This window comes from Crystallibacter degradans (assembly GCF_012952295.1).
Lineage (GTDB): Bacteria > Actinomycetota > Actinomycetes > Actinomycetales > Micrococcaceae > Crystallibacter > Crystallibacter degradans.
In genome coordinates this window covers 1-18,577 of the sequence record NZ_JABBCH010000021.1, presented here as the reverse complement: position 1 = coordinate 18,577, position 18,577 = coordinate 1, and the positions used below count along the sequence as shown (strand labels likewise).

The 18,577-nt window shown below is 67.0% G+C and carries 25 protein-coding genes; 13 read left to right on the top strand and 12 right to left on the bottom strand.

All coding sequences use genetic code 11. The annotated features are described in order from the left end of the window. Positions 1–78: 78 nt before the first annotated feature. Genes HGO92_RS20685 through HGO92_RS20675 form a run of 3 tightly spaced genes read right to left on the bottom strand, consistent with a single transcriptional unit; the run spans position 79 to position 2,248 of the window. Positions 79–654 carry a hypothetical protein gene (locus tag HGO92_RS20685; RefSeq protein WP_205834852.1) on the bottom strand — a complete coding sequence of 192 codons (576 nt, stop codon included), beginning with the start codon at positions 652–654 and terminating at the stop codon, positions 79–81. Further along, complete coding sequence (locus tag HGO92_RS20680) at positions 654–1,517, bottom strand: cytochrome c biogenesis CcdA family protein (protein WP_169998221.1); 864 nt, start codon at positions 1,515–1,517, stop codon at positions 654–656. The genes HGO92_RS20685 and HGO92_RS20680 overlap by 1 nt, the downstream gene beginning before the upstream one ends. Then, entirely contained in the window at positions 1,517–2,248 is a 732-nt protein-coding gene (locus HGO92_RS20675; RefSeq protein ID WP_169998219.1) for a DsbA family protein, read from the bottom strand. Before HGO92_RS20675 ends, HGO92_RS20680 begins: the two co-directional genes overlap by 1 nt. 62 nt (positions 2,249–2,310) lie before the next feature. On the opposite strand from HGO92_RS20675, the gene HGO92_RS20670 reads away from it, so the two are divergent. After that, a complete protein-coding gene (locus tag HGO92_RS20670; RefSeq protein ID WP_346769044.1) occupies positions 2,311–3,084 on the top strand; it encodes a GntR family transcriptional regulator in 774 nt (257 codons plus the stop codon). Between the two features lie 132 nt (positions 3,085–3,216). Here HGO92_RS20670 and HGO92_RS20665 read toward each other — a convergent pair whose 3' ends face one another. Continuing rightward, the gene (locus tag HGO92_RS20665) at positions 3,217–3,570 is read right to left on the bottom strand and encodes a DsrE family protein (RefSeq protein ID WP_169998217.1); all 354 of its coding nucleotides are present in this window, start codon (positions 3,568–3,570) and stop codon (positions 3,217–3,219) included. Positions 3,571–3,598: 28 nt separating this feature from the next. Beyond that, positions 3,599–3,775: a DUF8730 family Cys-rich protein gene (locus HGO92_RS24910; protein WP_502305993.1), complete on the bottom strand. Its 177-nt coding sequence runs from the start codon at positions 3,773–3,775 to the stop codon at positions 3,599–3,601. Between the two features lie 179 nt (positions 3,776–3,954). Between HGO92_RS24910 and HGO92_RS20660 the strand changes: the two genes are divergently transcribed. Both HGO92_RS20660 and HGO92_RS20655 read left to right on the top strand, forming a co-directional pair. After that, positions 3,955–5,364: an MBL fold metallo-hydrolase gene (locus tag HGO92_RS20660; protein WP_169998215.1), complete on the top strand. Its 1,410-nt coding sequence runs from the start codon at positions 3,955–3,957 to the stop codon at positions 5,362–5,364. A gap of 87 nt (positions 5,365–5,451) precedes the next feature. Then, a complete protein-coding gene (locus HGO92_RS20655; RefSeq protein ID WP_169998213.1) occupies positions 5,452–6,735 on the top strand; it encodes an MFS transporter in 1,284 nt (427 codons plus the stop codon). Between the two features lie 110 nt (positions 6,736–6,845). Here the strand turns inward: HGO92_RS20655 and HGO92_RS20650 are convergent, their stop codons facing one another. Beyond that, positions 6,846–7,103 carry a metal-sensitive transcriptional regulator gene (locus tag HGO92_RS20650; RefSeq protein WP_074700760.1) on the bottom strand — a complete coding sequence of 86 codons (258 nt, stop codon included), beginning with the start codon at positions 7,101–7,103 and terminating at the stop codon, positions 6,846–6,848. Positions 7,104–7,289: 186 nt separating this feature from the next. Between HGO92_RS20650 and HGO92_RS20645 the strand changes: the two genes are divergently transcribed. From HGO92_RS20645 to HGO92_RS20605, 9 genes are all read left to right on the top strand, one after another. Beyond that, positions 7,290–7,823, top strand: coding sequence for a rhodanese-like domain-containing protein (locus HGO92_RS20645; RefSeq protein ID WP_240974832.1), 534 nt, complete (start codon positions 7,290–7,292; stop codon positions 7,821–7,823). A gap of 87 nt (positions 7,824–7,910) precedes the next feature. Then, on the top strand, positions 7,911–8,207 hold the full coding sequence (locus tag HGO92_RS20640; RefSeq protein ID WP_169998209.1) for a rhodanese-like domain-containing protein: 297 nt from the start codon (positions 7,911–7,913) through the stop codon (positions 8,205–8,207). 39 nt (positions 8,208–8,246) lie between these two features. Continuing rightward, positions 8,247–9,131, top strand: a complete 885-nt coding sequence (locus HGO92_RS20635) for a sulfite exporter TauE/SafE family protein (RefSeq protein ID WP_169998207.1) — start codon at positions 8,247–8,249, stop codon at positions 9,129–9,131. A gap of 39 nt (positions 9,132–9,170) precedes the next feature. Next, complete coding sequence (trxA, locus tag HGO92_RS20630) at positions 9,171–9,542, top strand: thioredoxin (RefSeq protein WP_169998205.1); 372 nt, start codon at positions 9,171–9,173, stop codon at positions 9,540–9,542. 83 nt (positions 9,543–9,625) lie between these two features. Then, the gene (locus HGO92_RS20625) at positions 9,626–10,894 is read left to right on the top strand and encodes an MFS transporter (RefSeq protein ID WP_169998203.1); all 1,269 of its coding nucleotides are present in this window, start codon (positions 9,626–9,628) and stop codon (positions 10,892–10,894) included. A gap of 285 nt (positions 10,895–11,179) precedes the next feature. After that, positions 11,180–12,538: an MBL fold metallo-hydrolase gene (locus HGO92_RS20620; protein WP_169998201.1), complete on the top strand. Its 1,359-nt coding sequence runs from the start codon at positions 11,180–11,182 to the stop codon at positions 12,536–12,538. A gap of 21 nt (positions 12,539–12,559) precedes the next feature. Then, positions 12,560–12,967, top strand: coding sequence for a DUF302 domain-containing protein (locus HGO92_RS20615; protein ID WP_169998199.1), 408 nt, complete (start codon positions 12,560–12,562; stop codon positions 12,965–12,967). A gap of 85 nt (positions 12,968–13,052) precedes the next feature. Further along, positions 13,053–13,532, top strand: coding sequence for a DUF2243 domain-containing protein (locus HGO92_RS20610; protein WP_169998197.1), 480 nt, complete (start codon positions 13,053–13,055; stop codon positions 13,530–13,532). Positions 13,533–13,535: 3 nt separating this feature from the next. Further along, entirely contained in the window at positions 13,536–14,333 is a 798-nt protein-coding gene (locus HGO92_RS20605; RefSeq protein ID WP_205834851.1) for a cytochrome c oxidase assembly protein, read from the top strand. A 591-nt stretch (positions 14,334–14,924) separates the two neighbouring features. Here HGO92_RS20605 and HGO92_RS24360 read toward each other — a convergent pair. Then, a complete protein-coding gene (locus HGO92_RS24360; protein WP_277351939.1) occupies positions 14,925–15,056 on the bottom strand; it encodes a hypothetical protein in 132 nt (43 codons plus the stop codon). Between the two features lie 333 nt (positions 15,057–15,389). Here HGO92_RS24360 and HGO92_RS20600 point away from each other — a divergent pair, with 333 nt between their 5' ends. Next, positions 15,390–15,893: a hypothetical protein gene (locus tag HGO92_RS20600; protein ID WP_169998195.1), complete on the top strand. Its 504-nt coding sequence runs from the start codon at positions 15,390–15,392 to the stop codon at positions 15,891–15,893. Positions 15,894–16,071: 178 nt separating this feature from the next. Here the strand turns inward: HGO92_RS20600 and HGO92_RS20595 are convergent, their stop codons facing one another. From HGO92_RS20595 to HGO92_RS20575, 5 genes are all read right to left on the bottom strand, one after another. Then, positions 16,072–16,479 (bottom strand): hypothetical protein, encoded by a 408-nt coding sequence (locus tag HGO92_RS20595; RefSeq protein ID WP_169998193.1) that lies wholly within the window; start codon positions 16,477–16,479, stop codon positions 16,072–16,074. Positions 16,480–16,694: 215 nt separating this feature from the next. Next, positions 16,695–17,297, bottom strand: coding sequence for a DNA-binding protein (locus HGO92_RS20590; RefSeq protein ID WP_169998191.1), 603 nt, complete (start codon positions 17,295–17,297; stop codon positions 16,695–16,697). A gap of 214 nt (positions 17,298–17,511) precedes the next feature. After that, positions 17,512–17,757: a helix-turn-helix domain-containing protein gene (locus tag HGO92_RS20585; protein ID WP_169998189.1), complete on the bottom strand. Its 246-nt coding sequence runs from the start codon at positions 17,755–17,757 to the stop codon at positions 17,512–17,514. Then, complete coding sequence (locus tag HGO92_RS20580; RefSeq protein WP_169998187.1) at positions 17,754–17,999, bottom strand: ParB family protein; 246 nt, start codon at positions 17,997–17,999, stop codon at positions 17,754–17,756. Before HGO92_RS20580 ends, HGO92_RS20585 begins: the two co-directional genes overlap by 4 nt. A gap of 160 nt (positions 18,000–18,159) precedes the next feature. Further along, entirely contained in the window at positions 18,160–18,384 is a 225-nt protein-coding gene (locus tag HGO92_RS20575) for a hypothetical protein (protein ID WP_169998186.1), read from the bottom strand. Positions 18,385–18,577 lie beyond the last annotated feature (193 nt).

Here is an 18,577-nt window from a genome sequence, read left to right as displayed (position 1 = left end):
CAACGTCCGCCGGTATCAGAGCAGGCGGCTTAGCGGGGTCGAGCCGGACCCCGGTGGCAGACGGCAGGAGGGCGTGCGTTACGGGCCGGCTGTCGGGAAGCGGTCTGTGGTGTTGACGGGCGGGTCCTGGACCGGCGACCCGCCCGGCTCGACAGGTACGGCAGCTTGGGCCGGTTTGGCCGGTACTGCGCAGCGGTCTTCCGACGTCGTGCGCTTATAGAGCGCCCAGCCGAGCAGTCCGATCGACAGTGCGGCGAGCAGCGGCTGGAGGGGTTCGAAGTACTGCATCGCTCCCGAGGTTCCCAACGCCAGCAGGACCAGTTTGTTGCAGACGGGGCAGCCGACGGCGAAGAAGGCCATGATGGTTCCGGCCGCGCCCAGTCGTGTTTTCCTTTCGGCGGGTGAGGGTATCCGGGAGACGTAGGTTGCCGTGACGAGGCCGGCCAGGACCGCGGTGACGGCCAGGACGGGGAAGGACCACCAGGTGGGCGGCACCTCGCGGCTGAAAAAGGGTGTATCGATCAGATCGGTCGGAACCGCTATCAGCAGGCAGGCCCCGGCTGCCGCGGCGCCGGCCGCGAGCCAGCGCCGTCGCGGCCAGGCCGCCAGGGCGGAGAGGAACCGTTGGTGTCCGGCGGCGCGGTCTGCGCTCATCAGGAATCCTTATCGCTCGGCGGCACCCGGTCCGGGACCGGAGTGCGGCTTGGGTTGGTGGTGCGTTGGTTCTTCAGGAAAAGCACGGCGGCAGCGGCGAGCACTGCCAGAGCGATCAGCGCGAAGACCGTGTTGGACATGCCGGCGGCCCCGGCGCTGACGGAACTTTCCAGCCGGAACTGGTCCCCGACGCTGAGTACGCCACCCAGGCCGGCGGTACCGTCCGTGAGCAGCAGCAGGATGCCTATCGCGACCGAGAGGATTCCGGAGATCACCATGATCCAGGAGTTGGACCAGCGGCCGATGCTCACCGGGCGCGGCCGCAGCCAGCGGCGGCGGGTGATTCCCATCCGGTCCCAGAACAGGGCGAGCACGAAGAGCGGCAGGGCCATGCCGAGCGCGTAGATGGCCAGCAGGACCGCACCGTACACGGCGCTGGAGCCGACGGCGGCTACGGTCAGGACCGATCCCAGGATCGGGCCGGTGCAGACGCCCGCGACGCCGTACACCGCGCCGAGGACGAACACCGACAGGCGGGAGGAACCGGCCTGTGTTGTGTTCCGGAGCAGGGCCGGCATCCGGATGCCCAGGATCTGCAGCACGCCGAGCAGGATGACCAGCGCCGCCGCGCCCGTGACGAGAAAATTCCGGTGCACGGTCACCAGCGATCCCAGGGCGCCGGCGAAGATACCCAGCGGCAGAAGCGTGGAGCCCAGCCCGGCATAGAACAGCGCCGTGCGGGCCACGAGGCTGGTCCTTGTGGAGAAAGCATAGGCGAAGAACGCCGGCAACAGCAGTGCCGAGCAGGGGCTGAGCAGCGTCAGCACCCCGCCCAGAAACGCCCCGGCATACCCTATTTCCATCAGCGGGACGCCTCGGCCAGGGCCTCATCGATGGCCTTTTCGAAGGCTTCCAAGGGCTGGGCCCCAACGAACGGGGTCTCGTTGACCAGGAACGTCGGTGTTCCCGAGGCACCGAGCGACGCCGCTTCGCGCACGTCCTTCCCCACGGCTTCGCGCAGGTCCGGCGAGTCCAGGTCCTGCTCGAATTTCTTCAGGTCGGGGACACCGGCTTCCTTGGCGATGTCCATCAGCCTCTCCCGGTCCAGCTCGGCGTGGCCCCGCTCCGGGGCAACCGCGAAGACCGCCTTGTTGAACTCCCAGAACCTGCCCTGCTCGCCGGCCGCGCGCCCGGCCACGGCCGCTTCCATGGACTGCTCGCCGAAGACCGGAAGATCGCGCCATTCAATGCGCAGCCGGCCGCTGTCGACATACTTCTCCACCAGCGGGGGCAGGACATCCCGGGCGAAAAGGCCGCAGAAGGGACAGCGGTAATCGGCATATTCGACCATGACCACCGGCGCGTCCACGGCCCCGAGCGCGGCCGGATCATCAGCGATCCGGCGGGACATATCCAGCACCGCCCCGCTCTGCGCCGTGTCCTGGCCTGCCTGCGCGGCCTGCTGCGATTTGCCGCCTTGAAAGGCGAAGATGCCCACAAACAGCACCAGGACCGCTACTCCCAGCACGGTGGCAGCCACGGTAAGGTTACGGCGGCGGGAAGTGCCGGCCGGATCGGATCGCTGGGATGGCATGCGTACTCCTCGCTGCGGCCCCACAGGGCCGCGAAATGTCTATACATTATGATTGAGGCTACGTGAGCGGGCAGGACCATGTAAAACCGTCTGCGGGAGAATCCGGTGCCGCCGGGACCGGGGTCCCGCTGTGGGAATCGATCAGCCGGGATCTGCGCCGCCGGCTGCAGGAGGGTGAATTCACCGCCGGATTTCCCGGCGAGCTCTCCCTGGCCAGTGAGTACAACGCCAGCCGCGGCAGCATCCGCGCCGCGTTGCGCCCGCTGCGTGAAGCCGGACTGGTCAGTGCCGAGCGCGGGCGCAAACCGGTGGCCCTGCCGCCGGTGATCGCCGGAAAGAGCCAGGCCTACGGGCCGGTCTACAGCCTTTTCGCCACCCTGCAGGAGGCCGGGCTGGAACATTCCAGCGACATCCTGGCCCAGGAGATTGAACAGAACCCGGCCGCCGCAGCCCGCCTGGGCCTGCCGGCCGGGGAGCCGCTGTTCCGCCTGGCCCGCAGGCGCTGCGCCCAGGGCGTTCCGCTGGCCGTGGACGAGGTATGGCTGCAGGCGAGCCGGTGCCGGCCCCTGCTGGCGGCGGATTTTTCCAACAGCGCCTTGTATGAGGAGCTCGAGACCAGGTGCGGGATCAGGCTCGACGGCGGAGAAGAAAAACTCACTGCCGTCGCAGCCACCCCGGAGCTCTCAGCATCGTTGAACTGCACGCCCGGAGCGGCGCTGCTGTTCATAGAACGCCTGGGCTGCTCCAACGGCGTGCCGGTGGAGTTCCGGCGCAGCTATGTACTGGCCGAGAACTACACCGTCAGCACAACGTTCGGCACCCGGACGCCGCGCTAACGGACAAGTCCGCCCGAACCGGCCGCCGCTCATGCCGCCGCCACTGCCCTGGCCGGACGCAACCGGCCTGCCGGGCTTTTCGTGTACCGGCTCCCGTGCCGCCGGTCGGACAGGGGCCGGCGCAATTCCCGCCTAGATGCGGATGTAGGCGGCACCGTTGAACTGACGCCGGGCGATATGGGCGACGGCTGCGGGAACGACGGCAACTCCGGCCGCCAGGGAGGCTTCGTCGATTCCTGCCGAGCGCAGGCTGTTGCGGCAAGCGGTTATTGTCACGCCGTCTTCGGCCGCGAGGGCGGAAGCTTCCGCGGCATTGTGCGCGTCGCCGGCAAGCTGCGCGACAACCGGACCCTGGACGACGACTTCGAGGCGCACGCCCGGCAGTTCCGCCCGGGCGTTGCCCGCGACGCGCAGGGCTGCGGCAAGGTCGGGAAAGGGCTGCGCCCCCGGGCCGGCGAGGTGCAGGATCAAATCGGATGTTTCCATGCGCGTCACCTTAACATGTGCCTGCGGCCTAACGGCCGAACAGCTTCCTGAGCCAGCCAAACCCGGCGCCCGGCTGCCGGCCGGCAGCGGCTGCACAGGTGCAGCGGCGGGACTGCGGAACGTTGCGCATCACCTGCTCGACATGGTTGCCGCAGCCTGCCCACGTTGCCTTTGTACATTTCTGGCATGTCGCCGTCCGGCACATACACATTCCTCCATCACGTCTCGGTTCATAGCCGCTTGCGTGCGGCACCCCACCATTCTACATACCCCCTCGGGTATATCAGCACCGGAACGAGACTTGCGCGCATACCCCCACAGGTATTATCGTTGTACTCGAAGGGATACCCCCCGGGGTACTAAGAGCGATCAGAAGGAGACGATATGCTGCTCGAGCGGATCTATGACGAGGACCTGGCCCAGGCCGGCTACTTCATCGGCTGCCAGCGCAAGGGCGAGGCCGTGGTGGTCGATGCCCGCCGCGACATCGGCGTTTACCTCGACCTGGCGAAGGCCAACGGGATGAAGATCGTGGCCGTGACCGAGACCCATATCCATGCCGACTACCTCTCCGGCACCCGGGAACTGGCCGCGGCCACCGGCGCCGGGATCCATGTTTCCGGCGAGGGCGGGGCGGACTGGCAGTACGGGTTCGACGCCGAGCGCCTGCACGACGGCGATACGATCTCGATCGGCAACATCAGCGTCCAGGCCCTCCACACGCCCGGACACACCCCCGAGCACCTCTCGTTCCTGGTCACCGACGGGGCGTTCAGCGACCAGCCCGGCTACCTGCTCTCCGGCGACTTCGTCTTCGCCGGCGACCTGGGCCGCCCGGACCTGCTGGACGAGGCTGCCGGCGGCATCGACACCCGCTTCGAGGGCGCGAAGCAGCTCTTCGCCAGCCTGCGGACCAAGTTCCTGACCCTGCCGGACCACGTCCAGGTCTACCCGGGCCATGGTTCCGGCAGTGCCTGCGGCAAGGCCCTGGGCGCCATCCCGTCCACCACCGTCGGCTATGAGCGGCTGTACGCCTGGTGGGGCAAATACCTGGAAGCGAACGACGAGCAGGGCTTCATCGATGAACTGCTCGACGGCCAGCCCGACGCGCACGCCTACTTCGGCCGGATGAAGCGCCAGAACCGCCTCGGCCCGGAGGTGCTGGGCGAACGCGCACCCCTGCCCGAGCTGGACAACCAGGCCGTCGCCGCGGACCTGGCCGCCGGCAAGGTAACCTTTGTCGATACCCGCCCCAACGGGCAGGTCCACGAAGGAACCGTGGCCGGCGCCCTGAATATCCCGGCCGGGAACAAGGCCGCCAGTTTCGGCGCCTGGGCCTACGACCCGGAGACGGACGACCGCCCGCTGGTCCTGCTCGCGCCGAATCAGGAACAGGCCCGCATCATGTGGGACCACCTGATCCGGGTCGGGATTGACAATGTCGCCGGCTATACCCCGGACCTGGACGGGCTGCCGATCACGGTTCCGGCCCTGATTCAGCCAGAGGAACTCGACGGCTTCGACGCCGCCCTGGTGCTGGACGTGCGGAACAAGACCGAACACACGGCCGGGCACATCCCCGGTTCCGGGCAGCTCAGCGCCGGCCGGGTGCTCTGGAACCTGGACCGGCTTCCGGCCGACGGCCCCATCGTGACGTACTGCCAGAGCGGGGTCCGCAACTCCGTCGCCGCCAGCACCCTGCGCCGCGCGGGCTACAACGTCGTCGAACTCGACGGCAGCTACGCCGGCTGGGAGAACTGGCAGAACTCCCGGGAGAGCGCCCCGGCCCGCTAACCGCTGCACGCCCAATCCGGACGGGTCCGCACGAGAGAGTGCGGGCCCGTTTCGGCGTTATGATCACTCCACGCTATTGAGGCATCCATGACCAAACATGCCAGGAACATTCCGCCTGCCCTTGGCCTGCGGGCCAACGCGGCCCAGTTCAGCCTGCTGGTGGCCGTGAACGCACTGGTCGGCGGCATGGTGGGCCAGCAACAGACCGTCCTGCCGCTGCTGGCCACCGAAGAATTCGGCCTGACCGGGTTCACTTTCATCTTCACCTACGTGGCCGCCTTCGGGGTCACGAAGGCCGCGGCCAACTACTTCGCCGGCATGCTCTCGGACCGCTACGGGCGCAAACCGGTGCTGCTGGGCGGCTGGTTCTTCGCGGTGCCGGTGCCGCTGATGCTGATCTTCGCCCCGGACTGGGGCTGGGTCATTGCCGCCAACGTGCTGCTGGGCATCAACCAGGGCCTGACCTGGTCCACCACCGTGGTGATGAAAATCGACCTCGTGGGACCGCGGCAGCGAGGCTTGGCCATGGGACTGAACGAGGCGGCCGGTTACGGCGCCGTCGCCGTGTCCTCCCTGCTGGCCGGCTACCTGGCCGGGCAGTACGGCCTGCGCCCGGCCCCGTTCCTGCTCGGACTCTCCTACACGGCGCTGGCGCTGCTGCTCTCCGGGCTCTTCGTGCGGGAAACACGCGGCCACGCACGCCTGGAATCAGGGACCCACGTTCCGCGCCGGGACGGGATCCACGACCACCTGCATCAGGACCTGACCGGCCGGCAGATCCTGGCCCAGGCCAGCCTGCGTGAACCGGCACTGTCCTCGGCCAGCCTGGCCGGGCTGGTCAACAACCTGAACTTCGGCCTGTCCTGGGGCCTGTTCCCGCTGCTTTTCGCCACCGCCGGCCTGCCGGCGGCGCAGATCGGACTGCTGTTCGCGCTCTACCCCGGCGTCTGGGGAGCGGGCCAGCTGGTCACCGGCGCACTGTCGGACCGGATCGGGCGGAAGCACCTGATCACCGCGGGCATGGCACTGCAGGCCGCCGCCCTCGCCGTCATCGCCGTCATCGCCGCCTCCGACGGCTTCGCCGGCTGGGCCGCGGGAACGGTACTGCTGGGCGCCGGCACGGCGATGGTCTACCCGACGCTGCTCGCCGTGGTCGGCGACGTCGCCCACCCGGCGTGGCGCGGCCGGGCGGTCGGGATCTACCGGGTCTGGCGCGACCTCGGCTACGCCTTCGGCGCCGTCCTGGGCGGAATCACCGCTGACCTGCTGGGGCTGCACGCCGCAGTCTGGGCAGCAGCGGTCCTCAGCGCGGCCACCGCGGTAGTGGTGGCAGCCAGGATGTACGAGACGCTTCCGCCCCGCACCGGGTAGACCCGGCACACCAACACCACGGACGCCCGCGCACGCAAAAAAGCGGCCCCGCGAGCAGTTCAGTTCACCAACGCGCGGGGCCGCCCTTGTCCGGCCTGGTGGACGCCGGCTCAGGCGAGGGAGAGGAAGAGCTTTTCGAGTTCCTTCTTGTCCATGGAGTTGTCCTGCTTGGCGAGGCACTGCTCCAGGCCGGTGGAAATAATCGCGAACCCGGCCCGGTCCAGTGCCTTGGACACGGCGGCGAGCTGGGTGACCACGTCCTTGCAGTCACGGCCTTCCTCCAGCATGCGCGTCACCGCGGCCAGCTGGCCTTGGGCGCGTTTGAGCCGGTTGATGACCGGGGTGAGTTCGGTGCTGTCGAGCTGCATGATGTTCTCCTTGGCAAAGGGGGTGGAAGTCTCCCTCCATTCTATACCCCCATGGGTGTTTTGCATACCCCACGGGGTATGTGGCAGACTTGTAGCGAAACATCCGCTTCCCTTGAAAGGAACCCCCTCTTGGCTTCCGAGACTTCCACCGTGACCGCCCTCGACGCGCAGACCCTGCGCGACTGGATGGACCGGCACGAGGACCTGATCGTCCTCGACGTCCGTTCCGCCGCCGAGTTCGAGACCATGCACATCCGCGGCTCCTACAACGTGCCGCTGCCGCTGCTTTCCGAGCACACCGACGAACTGGCCGAACGCCTCGGCGCCCGGGTGGTCCTGGTCTGCCAGTCCGGTGTCCGCGCCGAACAGGCCCGCCAGCGGCTGGGCACCGCCGGCATTGATTCGGCCCGCGTGCTGACCGGCGGCGTACCCGGCTTCGCGGCCGCCGGCGGCGACGTTGTCCGCGGCGCCCAGCGCTGGGACCTCGAACGCCAGGTCCGCATGGCAGCCGGCACCCTGGTGGTCGGCGGCCTGCTGGCCGGCAAATTCATCTCCCCGAAGCTGCGCCTGCTCGCCGGCGCCATCGGCACCGGCCTGACCTTCTCCGCGGCGACGAACACCTGCGCCATGGGCAAGGCCCTGGCCAGGATGCCGTGGAACAAGACAGCAGCCGAGCCCACCGCCGACAGCGCCATCCGGCAACTGCCCGCTTCCGCCTGACCCACCCCTCCCCCAGACCGGTTCCCGCCCGGGTCTCCCCCACCCGGGCGGGAACCACCCCATCCGACACCTTCGAAGGAGCCCGCCATGGCCGAGACCACCATCCAGGACACCAACGACCGCCGCAGCCGCGACCAGATCCTCGACGTCCGCGAAGACTTCGAAACCGCCGAGGGCATGATCCCCGAGGCCCTGCACATCCCCATGGGCGAGCTCAACGCCCGCCTGTCCGAACTCGACCGCGCCCGCCCCGTCATCGTGGTCTGCCGCAGCGGCAACCGCAGCGCCCGCGTCGCCGACGCCCTCAACGCCGCCGGCTACACGGCCGACACCATGACCGGCGGCATGACCGCCTGGCAGGCCGCGGGCCTGCCCGTCCGCTGACCGCCCTGCCGGCCACATACTTAGAGAAGGACAGATCACATGAGCCTCGCCCTCACGGCCACCCTGCTGCTCTCCGTCGTCATCGGACTCTCCCTCGGCCTGCTCGGCGGCGGAGGCTCGATCCTCACCGTCCCCATCCTCACCTACGTCGCCGGCCTCGACCCCAAGGAAGCCATCGCCGCCTCCCTGTTCGTCGTCGGTGCGACCTCGGCCGTCAGCGCCATCACCCACGCCCGCAACGGACGGGTCAAATGGCGCACCGGCCTGGTCTTCGGCGCCGCAGGCATGGCCGGAGCCTTCGCCGGCGGCCTGCTCGGCGGGCACATCCCCGGCACCATCCTCATGATCGCCTTCGCCCTCATGATGGTCGCCACCTCCCTGGCCATGATCCGCGGCCGCAAAAACAAAACCGCTACCACCCACAACAACGAACTGCCCGTCCTCAAAGTCATCCTCGAAGGCCTCGTCGTGGGTCTGGTCACCGGGCTCGTCGGCGCCGGCGGCGGCTTCCTCGTCGTCCCCGCCCTCGCCCTCCTCGGCGGCCTCGCCATGCCCGTCGCCGTCGGCACCTCCCTGGTCGTCATCGCGATGAAGTCCTTCGCCGGGCTCGGCGGCTACCTCACCACCGTCAGCCTCGACTGGGGCCTCGTCGCCGCCGTCACCGCAGCCGCGATCGCCGGCTCCGTCATCGGCGCGCGCCTTACCGGCCGCATCCCCGAAGCCGCCCTGCGCAAAGGCTTCGGCATCTTCGTCCTGGCCATGGGCGTCTTCGTCCTCGTCCAGGAACTCCCCGAACCGGCCAACCTCATCCTCGCCGCCACCGCAGCCGTTCTGGCCGCAGGGGCCCTCACCTGCCGCTACGCCATCCCCGGGTGCCCGTTGCGCAAAACCATCACCCCGGCCGAGCCGGCCCAAGCCCGCTGACCCCTGCCCATCCCGTCAACCCATCAAACGGAGAAATCCATGACCACCATCGACATCACCGAACACGACTTCGCCCCGATCATCCAGGAGAACGACATCGTCCTGGTCGACTTCTGGGCCGGCTGGTGCGGCCCCTGCCGGATGTTCGCACCCGTCTATGAGGCCGCCTCGCGAAAGCACCCCGACATCGTCTTCGCCAAGGTCGACACCGAAGCCGAGCAGGCCCTGGCTGCCGCGGCCGGCATCAGCTCGATCCCCACGCTGATGGCCTTCCGCGACGGAGTGCTCGTTTTCTCCGAGCCCGGAGCACTGCCGGCAGCCGGCCTCGACGGGGTCATCACGGCCGTCCGAAACCTGGACATGACCCAACTTTCGACCGGGACCGCCCACCGGGCCGGGCATCGGGCCTAAAGCACCGCCTGCCCCCGGCCCCTGCGGCCGGCTCGATCCGTGCGGCAGCCGCCGTCCGCCCTCGCCTCCGGAAGGCCCCGACCGTGAACAACGCTGCAACGTCAACTGCCCGGTCCGCCCAGCGCCGCATCGTGTGGACGCTGTCGAGCGCCCAGATCTTCTCCGGGCTGGGCACGGGCTCCACCCTTGCCCTGGGCTCGATCCTGGCCGTGGACCTCTCCGGCTCCGAGGCCTGGGCCGGGTCCGTGAACACTGCCCTGACCCTTGGCACCGCTGCCACGGCGATCCCGCTGTCCCAACTGGCCCTGGCCCGTGGGCGGCGCATCGCGCTGGCCGCCGGACTGGCCGCGGCCATTGCCGGCACCGCGGCAATGGTCGCTGCCGTCATCACCGGGCTGTTCCCCGTGCTGCTCGCCGGGGCGTTCCTGGTGGGGCTGGCCTCCGCGGTAAACCTGCAGGCCCGCTTCGCGGTCACGGACCTGGCCGAGCCGGCCCGCCGCGGACGGGACCTGTCCCTGGTGGTCTGGGCCATCACGATCGGCGCGGTCGCGGGACCGAACATGGTCGGCCCCGGCGCCGTGCTGGCACGGTGGCTGGGCATCCCGGCCCAGGCCGGACCGTTCCTGATCTCAGCGGCAGGGATGCTCATCGGGGCCGCCATCATCGGCCTCTTCCTGCGCCCGGACCCGCTGCTGACCCGCCGCGCCCTCGACGGACACGACCCCCGGCCTGCCGCCCGCGACCGCAGCCCCTGGCGCGCCGGCTGGCAGGTCATCCGCGAACATCCCACCGCGCGGGCCGCGGTAACGGCCGTGCTGGCCGCCCACGCGGTCATGGTCGCGGTGATGTCAATGACCCCGCTGCATATGCAGCACCACGCCGGGGAACCCGCCGCGCACCCGGACACCGTCGCACTGATCGGCTTCACCATCTCCCTGCACATCGCCGGCATGTACGCCCTCTCCCCGCTCATGGGCTGGCTCACCGACCGCACCGGCGCCGCAACAACCGTCCTGGCCGGAATGGGAACACTGATCACCGCGGTGGCGCTGACCGGGCTGCTGCCTTCGAACATGACCGCCGTCACCGCCGGGCTGATCCTGCTCGGACTGGGCTGGTCCGCGGTCACCGTCGCCGGCTCCACCCTGCTGGTCTCCTCCCTGACCCCCGTCCAGCGCGTACCCGCCCAAGGCTTCTCCGACGCCACCATGTCCCTGGCCGGCGCCGCCGGCAGCGCAGCAGCCGGACCCGCCATGGGCGCCATCGGATACCCAGGCCTCAGCGCCATGGCAGCACTGCTCATCACCGCCGCAGCCGTCGCCCTGCTGCGCCTGACCGCAGCGCAGCGCTGACCCCCGCGCACGCAGACATCGTGGATTCCGGGCAAAAACCAATCAGCGGCGCATCTGACGGCTTAGCGCGGTGATGACTGTCTTTCTACGTCAACTCGTCGGACGCCCTCGGGATCACCGGCCTGACCCGCTTCTCGCCGAAGCCGGCGCTGTCCTGCTCCTGCGGCCGGCCTCCTGCACAGCCAGGGGCCGCCCCCCGGTGAAGACACCCCTGGGGGTACCGGGCGGGAGTCCGGGGCGGTAACGTGGGAATCAGATCAACCGCCATCAAGGAGGAATCCGGCCATGGAAGTCATCACGATCGAAACCCCCCAGCTCGGCGACCGCACCTATCTGGTCCACGACGGCGTGGCCGGTGTGGTCATCGACCCGCAGCGGGACACCGACCGGGTGGAGAAAGCCGTCGCGGACGCCGGTGTGAGGATCACCCACGTCGCCGAGACCCACATCCACAATGACTACGTCACCGGCGGGCTGCAGCTGTCCAAGGACCACGACGCGGTGTACCTGGTCAACGCGGCCGACGACGTCCCCTACAGCCACCAGCCGATCTCGGACGGGGAAACGGTCCAGGTCGGGAAGCTGACCCTCAAAGCTGTCGCCACCCCCGGGCACACCCACCACCACCTGTCCTACATCGTCACGCACGGCGACCGGCAGGCGGTGTTCTCCGGCGGCAGCCTGCTCTACGGCTCGGTAGGCCGCACCGACCTGGTCAGCGAAGAGGACACCGTCCCGCTCACCCGCCACCAGTACGCCTCGGTGCGGCGGCTCGTCCACGAAACAAAAGAAGACGCGGGACTCTACCCCACGCACGGCTTCGGGTCGTTCTGCTCCTCAGGTCCGGCCAGCGGTGCGGACTCCTCCACCATCGGCGAGCAGTTGCGGGACAACCACGCCCTGACCGATGAGGATGAAGACCACTTCGTCCGCGAGCTCATCGACAACCTCACCGCGTACCCCTCCTACTACGCCCACATGGCGCCAATCAACATGGCCGGCCCCACCCCGCCGAACCTGGACGTGCCCGCCTCCCTGGACCCGGACGAACTAGGCTCCCGGCTGCAGCAGGGCGAGTGGGTCGTGGACCTGCGGAACCGGGTCGCCTTTGCCAGCAACCACCTCAGCGGCAGCGTCAGCTTCGAGTACGGCGACGGCACGAAATTCACCGCCTTCCTCGGATGGGTCCTGCCCTGGGACGAACAGCTGACCCTCGTTGGAGAACGCCAGGACGTCGAAAACGCCATCCGGGACCTCTCGCGCATCGGCATCGACAACCCCGACGCTGCCATCGGCACCGGACCGGCCGACCTGGCACCGACGGCAGCCACCTCCTCTTACGACAGCGTCGTATGGGACGAAGTACTGCACAAACCTGCCCAGGACACCATCCTCGACGTCCGCCGCACCGACGAATTCGAGGACTCCCGCATCGAAGGAGCGGTCAACATCCCGCTCCACGAACTGCTCCGGCGTATGGGGGAAGTGCCCGCCGGACGGCTGTGGGTGCACTGCGGCTCGGGCTACCGCGCGTCCGTCGCGGCGAGCCTGCTGCAGCGCGCCGGCCACGACGTCGTCCACATTGACGCCAAGTTCAACGATGCGGAGAAAGCCGGACTTAACCTGGCAGATAACCGGCACTGAGCCTCAACCGGAAGGAACAACATGGCCTACACACACTCCATCACGGTCCCGCTCGCCTGGGACGACGCCGTCGCCCGCACCCGTGAAGCCCTGGCCGGCCAAGGCTTCGGCGTCCTCACCGAAATCGACGTCCGTGCCACCTTCACCCAGAAGCTCGGTCAGGACGCCGGCGATCAGATCGGTGACTACATCATCCTGGGCGCTTGCAACCCCCAACTTGCCCAGCGCGGCATTACCGCCGAGCCCCAGCTCGGCGCGCTGCTGCCGTGCAACGTCGTCGTCCGCCGCGCCCCCGACGCCTCGGAGACCACGGTGGAAACCGTCGACCCCCAAACCATGGTCCAGCTTGCCGACAGCGAGGCCGTCCGCGAGGTGGCCGACGACGCGGACAGCCGGCTGACAGCGGCCTTGAAGACCCTCTCCCGATAGGCGTTAGCCGAACAAACCCCCGCGGAGGGACCGTAACCGCTGGTAACGGCACACCTGTTCCGGGGAAATGAAAGGGGAGAACACAATGACACCGCCCACCTCGGGCACCGACCGAGCGTCGGTATTGCGCAACAAGTCATACTGGTCAACGTTTCTCATTGGTCTCGCGGTGATGGCCGGGGTCGATGAAATCGTGTTTCATCAAGTACTCGCCTGGCATCACTTCTATGACAACGCCACGCTGCAGATAGGCCTGCTCTCCGACGGCCTGCTGCACGCCGCTGAACTCGTCGCTCTCGTTGCAGGCTTCTTCCTGCTGGCAGACGCACGGCGCCGGAACTCGTTCTCCCCCATTACGGCATGGGCCGGATTCTTCATCGGCCTGGGGGCATTCCAACTTTGGGACGGCATCATCGATCACAAGGTCCTGCGCCTGCACCAAGTGCGCTACGACGTTGAGATTCTCCCCTACGACCTCGCTTGGAACGCCTTCGGTCTAGCCCTTCTCACCGCAGGCATATTGCTGACGGCGGTAGCGCTCCGCCGCCACCGCACGGGTGGCTAGGGCATGGACGGGCACAAGGGACACGGACAAATTACTCTCGATCCGGGTATGTTGTTGCTCATCCCGCTCGGCCTTGCGGCCTTGTTGTACCTCGGGGCTGCTTTATCCGAGAACCGCCGCGGCAACAGGACCTGGCCGGCCCACCGCAGCCTTCTTTGGCTGCTCGGACTGGCAGTGATCGCGGCAACGCTCGCCGGGCACCTCGCAGAACGCGCCCACACCGATTTTGCCGCACACATGGCCGCCCACCTGCTGGCCGGAATGCTCGCCCCGCTGCTTCTCGCGCTCTCCGCCCCCATCACCCTGGCTCTTCGCACCATCCATGTCGAGTCCGCCCGCCGCCTGTCGCATCTCCTCAACAGCCGTCTGGCCCGGTTCCTGACCCATCCGATCCCGGCTGCGGCCCTTAACGTCGGCTCGCTGTGGGTGCTCTACACCACCCCGCTCAGCCAGGCAATGCTTGCCAACCCAATACTGCATTACCTGCTTTTGGCCCACTTCTTTGCAGCTGGATATCTCTTCACTGTTTCGATCGTCAGTATCGACCCCGCACCGCACCGGGCAAGTTTCCGGCTCCGAATGACTGTGCTCATTCTCGTGGTCGCCGCTCATTCGATCCTTGCCAAGTACATCTACATTCACCCTCCACCGGGAACGTCGCCCTTGGACGCAGAGAGGAGCGGACTACTGATGTACTACGGGGGCGATCTAATCGAGATCGCCCTGATCATCGCCTTCTTCACCCAGTGGTATACAGCCACAAAACCGCAACATCCAGCACCATCACGCCCCCTCCGCTAACCAGCCCCGAACAGGGAAACCAACCAACTGATTGCAGCTTCAAATCTGCGGCCGAACATAAACAGCAAGCTGCCCTTGGAGGAAGTTTCCGGCAACGTTCCACCAGATCCCGACTGCGGCAATGTTCAAACCCTCGCTGCTGGATACGGAAGAGCCAGCGTTCGGTCCGACGTTACGTCCACAAACTGCGCATCTATGTCATGGCTAGAAAACCAATAACTGCACAGATGACGCTGTTGGTCAGCTCTCACTCGAGCTCAGAACGCTCTGCAGGATCGGGTTCAGGTGGTTCCGCTTGCAATGAGTCCGTACAGGTCACGTGTGGTCGGTGCCCACAGCTTGAATCCGAGTGCCGGGGCCGGCAGGCCTCCCCAAAGTCCTGCCCGTGCCCCGCACCCGATGAGCCGAGACGAGCCGGCCGCTGACAGTCCGTGCACTCCCCAGTAGCTGGACTCCGGCTTCAACTCTCGCCATCTGCTGCTCCAAGCGTGACCGAACCAGCTCAAGACTGCCGCAGGATTATCTCAAGATTTGCTCAAGACAACGATGTAGCGCTTGCGTCTGGAGTTTTCCAAAAAACGGCATCCTCCGTCAACGCCCAGCGGCGTTCCAAAGGTCGAAGACGGCCCGGAACAGGGCAACGACAAGTCCCGCACCGCCGATCCATACACCGGCGACCTGCAGCCGGTACGAATTATTGCGGCGGTCCTGGTCCAGGGACACGGGCGGCTCCTCTCATTAGGGAGGAACAATCCTAGGCCCGCCAGCACAAAGGCCCGCCCTGCGCTTTCCCGCACTAAACCACCCCTCCACAGAGTGTCCACACCGACCGCCCTCGTATAGGTGCAAAGGCTCGCCGGACAGTGGATAAACCGTCCACAGAAAGTGCCCGGCGAGTCCTGCCCCTCCGGGAGAGTCGTTCTGATGTGCGGGCGCCATCAGTGATCAAGCAACTTACCGCGCGTTCCTGGCATACCGCCGCTATAGATCCCCTGGACGAAGCCAGGTTGCGGAAGCATCCCGGTTGGGAAGGCTGGCACCTGACGCGGGTCTGCGATGAGTGACAACCGGTGGGGTTTCTACGACGCCGCCCGAAGCGAGCAACGCGCTTTGGAGGGAGACTGGCGCGCCCAGATCGCCGTGATCACCCGGCCGATTGTGGACCCCGCGGTGCTGGCTGCGATCCTGAACCAGCCCGGGCTGCACGAACAGGTTCAGCTCGTGATCACCGAACGCCGGGATGTCACGGTAGAGCAGCTGGAGTTCCTGGCACAGCGGACCGCATCTGCCGTGGTCATCAATCGCATCATCATGACAACGACGACGCCAATCGAAGTTATTGAGGCCATCAGGGCCAACGCGCTCACTCTTGAGGACAAGATCTGGTTCGAGGTGGCCGAACACGCCGGCCGGTCCTGGCCGGCCGCGGGCAGACCCGGCGCGGATAACCAAGAGCTAAGAGGTTCAAGGCGGAAGGCCCGCCGCGTGCGGGCCTTCCTGTTTCCCCTCGCCAAAAGGGATCGTGCGCCGGCCTGGCTCTTTGTGGCCGGAAGCTTTTGAAGCTGGTTACTCCCGCAGGTTATTGGCCTGCTGCCCGATCCAGCGCTTTACTGCTTGCGCAGATAGCCGGTACGCGCTTCACCCGGAGCCTCAGCTTTTCCGACGTGGGCCCGGTCCGGTACTTCCAGTCGGAACGCAGCTCATCCTGGGCGTCACCGGGCAGCGCACGGTAGGTCCGCTACTGAGGGTCGTCGTTCCCGTCGAGTGCGGCTCGCGCCCGGGCGGCATCATGGAGGTCCGCGACGTACTTTTCCTGGTTCTCGATCTGGCGGCGATAGTAGTCCTGGGCGCCCTGTTTGGTGATCCCCAGCGCCTTCCCGATCGCTTCCCACGTCGCGCCGGCTTCCCGCGCCTCCTGCATGATGTACCAGCGCCGGCCAACGAGGAGGTTAACGGCTGCCGCGTTCGCGGCAAGTGCTTCAAGTGCGTCGACCTCGGGAAGTTCTTCGAGCGCTGCCCGCGCCACCGCCGCGTCACCGCCCAGCTCGAGCACCCGGTTCCACATGTGCCGCGCCCCGTATGCATCCCAAGTTTTGATGTATTCACGAAGATCGGGCGGGAGATTGTGCGTGTCCGCGTTTGTCATGCGTCAAGTCAACGTGACAAAGCAAACACAAGTCAAGACCTCCTGACGTTTTAGGGTAGGCCGGATTTTGATAGGCGCTGCATGGGGGGCTCCGGTCCCCCGGGACGTCTTCACCCGAACGGGTTCGACCCACCCCCGACGAGGCGCCGTCCCTGGATCGGGTTTTGGCTGGCATGGGGGCGGCGGAGTCGCCCTCCCTGGGTGGGTTGCCTGTTTCAGTCCTTTGTGTCGCCGGCCTGTGGTTGCTGTGCTTCGGGGGTGACGCGTTGGAGCAGTGCGTCGAGGGCCTGCTGGAGGGTCTCTGCCCGCGCTTCGGCCGCGGAGAGGTCGATGTTCAGGCGGATGGCTTCGGCGCGTGCGGCGTCCGCGGCTTTGAGCGCGTCTGCGGCGTTCTTTTCGGCACTTTCCAGCTGTGCCGCAGCGGCTTGGAGCTGGGCGGTGAGGTCGGCGGTGACGGCGTCTTTTTCGGCGGCGGTCCGGTCGAGGTCGGCGCCGAGCTCGGCGAGTTCGTGGTCTTTTTCCTGGCGTTCGCGTGACCATTGGGCCTCAAGGCCGGCATGGCGTTCATCGGCCAGTTTGGCGGCTTCGGCCCAGACCGTGCCCGCCAGCCGGGCGGCGTGTTCCAGGACAGCCTGCGGCGTCGCGGCGATCTGCGTACCGGCCGCGGCTTTCTCCTCCCGCCATTCCTTCAGGAACCTGGTGGCGTCGGCGCTGGAGACCCCGGCGGCCTGCCGGACGCTGGACACGGTGGGATTGCGTTCGCCGCTGATCTGCTCCGCGGCGGCGTACACGCGGTCCTTCACGGACGTCTCGGCCATTCGGAGAGCCTTCCTCGCAACATAGTAGTAGTAGTAGTAGTACTAATCCTACTACTACTTGGCGACAAGCGCAGAGGCTTGCTGTCCCTTGCCGCCGAGTGGGGGCGGCCCCCAAGTTGGACAGCGGCCTAAAGCCGGTGGCCGGCCGAGGGCTGACGGCTTCGCTACTGATCACCCTGATTGCTGGTCTTCTTGCGTGGGGCCTGGTGGTGGGTCAGTCTTCTGCCGGTTCGTCGTCGATCTCGCCCTTGGCGATGGCTTGGGCGGTCTTGCGGTAGGACTCGTCGATGAATTCCTGGAGTTTTGTTTCCTCGACCCGCCAGATGTTCCGGCCCCCGATCTGGATTCCTTCGAGGTCTCCGGAGCGGACCAGGGCGTAGGTCTGGGCTCGGGAGATGTTGAGGATGTCCATCACGTCGTCGAGTTTGAGGAATCTGCGTTGGGCGGGGGTGTCGGTCATCGTTGTTCTTCCCGTGTTCGTTGTCCTGGCCGCAGGGTTCCGGGCGGGGCAGGTTCCCATGTCCTGTTGTGATTGTATTTACGTGCCAACCGGCGGACTTCGCGCAGGGTGGCTGCTTCGATGAGTTCCGAAATGGAGGCGTAGCCTTCCCAGTGGCCCGCCGCGAGGAAGGCCGCGCGGACCTGTCCGGCGTCGTCCTCAGTGAAGTACGGGGTGAAAGATGAAGGTTTCCCCTTACTCATGTATCCTCCTTGATGGTTCCGGGGCTGTTGATGATGGTTTCCCCCAAACTGGTTTTATCCGGCCCCGGAGCTTCTTGTTGGCTCTGGCCGCACGGACACATTCCCCCCAACGATGTTCCGCGCGGCCAGAGCCTTACTTTCACCCTTCCTGGGAAGAGGTTCAGTCCACGTTCCCGACCGGTGCCGGGGTTGTCGGGCCGGCGGTTTGCACGTTTCCGGTCAGCATGCCCGGCGGCAGTGCCAGTCCTTTAAACACCGGCTCTTCTGCCGGCGCGTGCCCGCCCTCCCGCGAGGCCGGTTTGCCCCGGCCCTCGGGGTTGGCGATTTTCCCGAACCAGGCGTCTTCGTCCGCGTATGAGCGCGGGCTGATCGGCAGCAGGTCCACCGGATGCACACCTGCGGCCTCGCCTGCCGGCTCATCGGCGCTTTGGTTGGTGGCCTGTTGTGCGCAGTGGACGGTCGCTATCTCGAATCCCGTCAGTTCGTATTGAGAGCGCTGACTCCTTATTCCGCGCGGACATTGGGCGATCTGGCTGGTTTTTCCTCCGGAACGATTCTCGACATATTTTCATGATTCG

Excerpts from the sequence above, each read along its gene's own strand:
- HGO92_RS20685 (WP_205834852.1), bottom strand. The coding sequence starts at position 654 with ATGAGCGCAGACCGCGCCGCCGGACACCAACGGTTCCTCTCCGCCCTG.
- HGO92_RS20680 (WP_169998221.1), bottom strand. The coding sequence starts at position 1,517 with ATGGAAATAGGGTATGCCGGGGCGTTTCTGGGCGGGGTGCTGACGCTG.
- HGO92_RS20675 (WP_169998219.1), bottom strand. The coding sequence starts at position 2,248 with ATGCCATCCCAGCGATCCGATCCGGCCGGCACTTCCCGCCGCCGTAAC.
- HGO92_RS20665 (WP_169998217.1), bottom strand. The coding sequence starts at position 3,570 with ATGGAAACATCCGATTTGATCCTGCACCTCGCCGGCCCGGGGGCGCAG.
- HGO92_RS24910 (WP_502305993.1), bottom strand. The coding sequence starts at position 3,775 with ATGTGCCGGACGGCGACATGCCAGAAATGTACAAAGGCAACGTGGGCA.
- HGO92_RS20660 (WP_169998215.1), top strand. The coding sequence starts at position 3,955 with ATGCTGCTCGAGCGGATCTATGACGAGGACCTGGCCCAGGCCGGCTAC.
- HGO92_RS20655 (WP_169998213.1), top strand. The coding sequence starts at position 5,452 with ATGACCAAACATGCCAGGAACATTCCGCCTGCCCTTGGCCTGCGGGCC.
- HGO92_RS20650 (WP_074700760.1), bottom strand. The coding sequence starts at position 7,103 with ATGCAGCTCGACAGCACCGAACTCACCCCGGTCATCAACCGGCTCAAA.
- HGO92_RS20645 (WP_240974832.1), top strand. The coding sequence starts at position 7,290 with ATGGACCGGCACGAGGACCTGATCGTCCTCGACGTCCGTTCCGCCGCC.
- HGO92_RS20640 (WP_169998209.1), top strand. The coding sequence starts at position 7,911 with ATGGCCGAGACCACCATCCAGGACACCAACGACCGCCGCAGCCGCGAC.
- HGO92_RS20635 (WP_169998207.1), top strand. The coding sequence starts at position 8,247 with ATGAGCCTCGCCCTCACGGCCACCCTGCTGCTCTCCGTCGTCATCGGA.
- trxA (WP_169998205.1), top strand. The coding sequence starts at position 9,171 with ATGACCACCATCGACATCACCGAACACGACTTCGCCCCGATCATCCAG.
- HGO92_RS20620 (WP_169998201.1), top strand. The coding sequence starts at position 11,180 with ATGGAAGTCATCACGATCGAAACCCCCCAGCTCGGCGACCGCACCTAT.
- HGO92_RS20615 (WP_169998199.1), top strand. The coding sequence starts at position 12,560 with ATGGCCTACACACACTCCATCACGGTCCCGCTCGCCTGGGACGACGCC.
- HGO92_RS20610 (WP_169998197.1), top strand. The coding sequence starts at position 13,053 with ATGACACCGCCCACCTCGGGCACCGACCGAGCGTCGGTATTGCGCAAC.
- HGO92_RS20605 (WP_205834851.1), top strand. The coding sequence starts at position 13,536 with ATGGACGGGCACAAGGGACACGGACAAATTACTCTCGATCCGGGTATG.
- HGO92_RS20600 (WP_169998195.1), top strand. The coding sequence starts at position 15,390 with ATGAGTGACAACCGGTGGGGTTTCTACGACGCCGCCCGAAGCGAGCAA.
- HGO92_RS20595 (WP_169998193.1), bottom strand. The coding sequence starts at position 16,479 with ATGACAAACGCGGACACGCACAATCTCCCGCCCGATCTTCGTGAATAC.
- HGO92_RS20590 (WP_169998191.1), bottom strand. The coding sequence starts at position 17,297 with ATGGCCGAGACGTCCGTGAAGGACCGCGTGTACGCCGCCGCGGAGCAG.
- HGO92_RS20585 (WP_169998189.1), bottom strand. The coding sequence starts at position 17,757 with ATGACCGACACCCCCGCCCAACGCAGATTCCTCAAACTCGACGACGTG.
- HGO92_RS20580 (WP_169998187.1), bottom strand. The coding sequence starts at position 17,999 with ATGAGTAAGGGGAAACCTTCATCTTTCACCCCGTACTTCACTGAGGAC.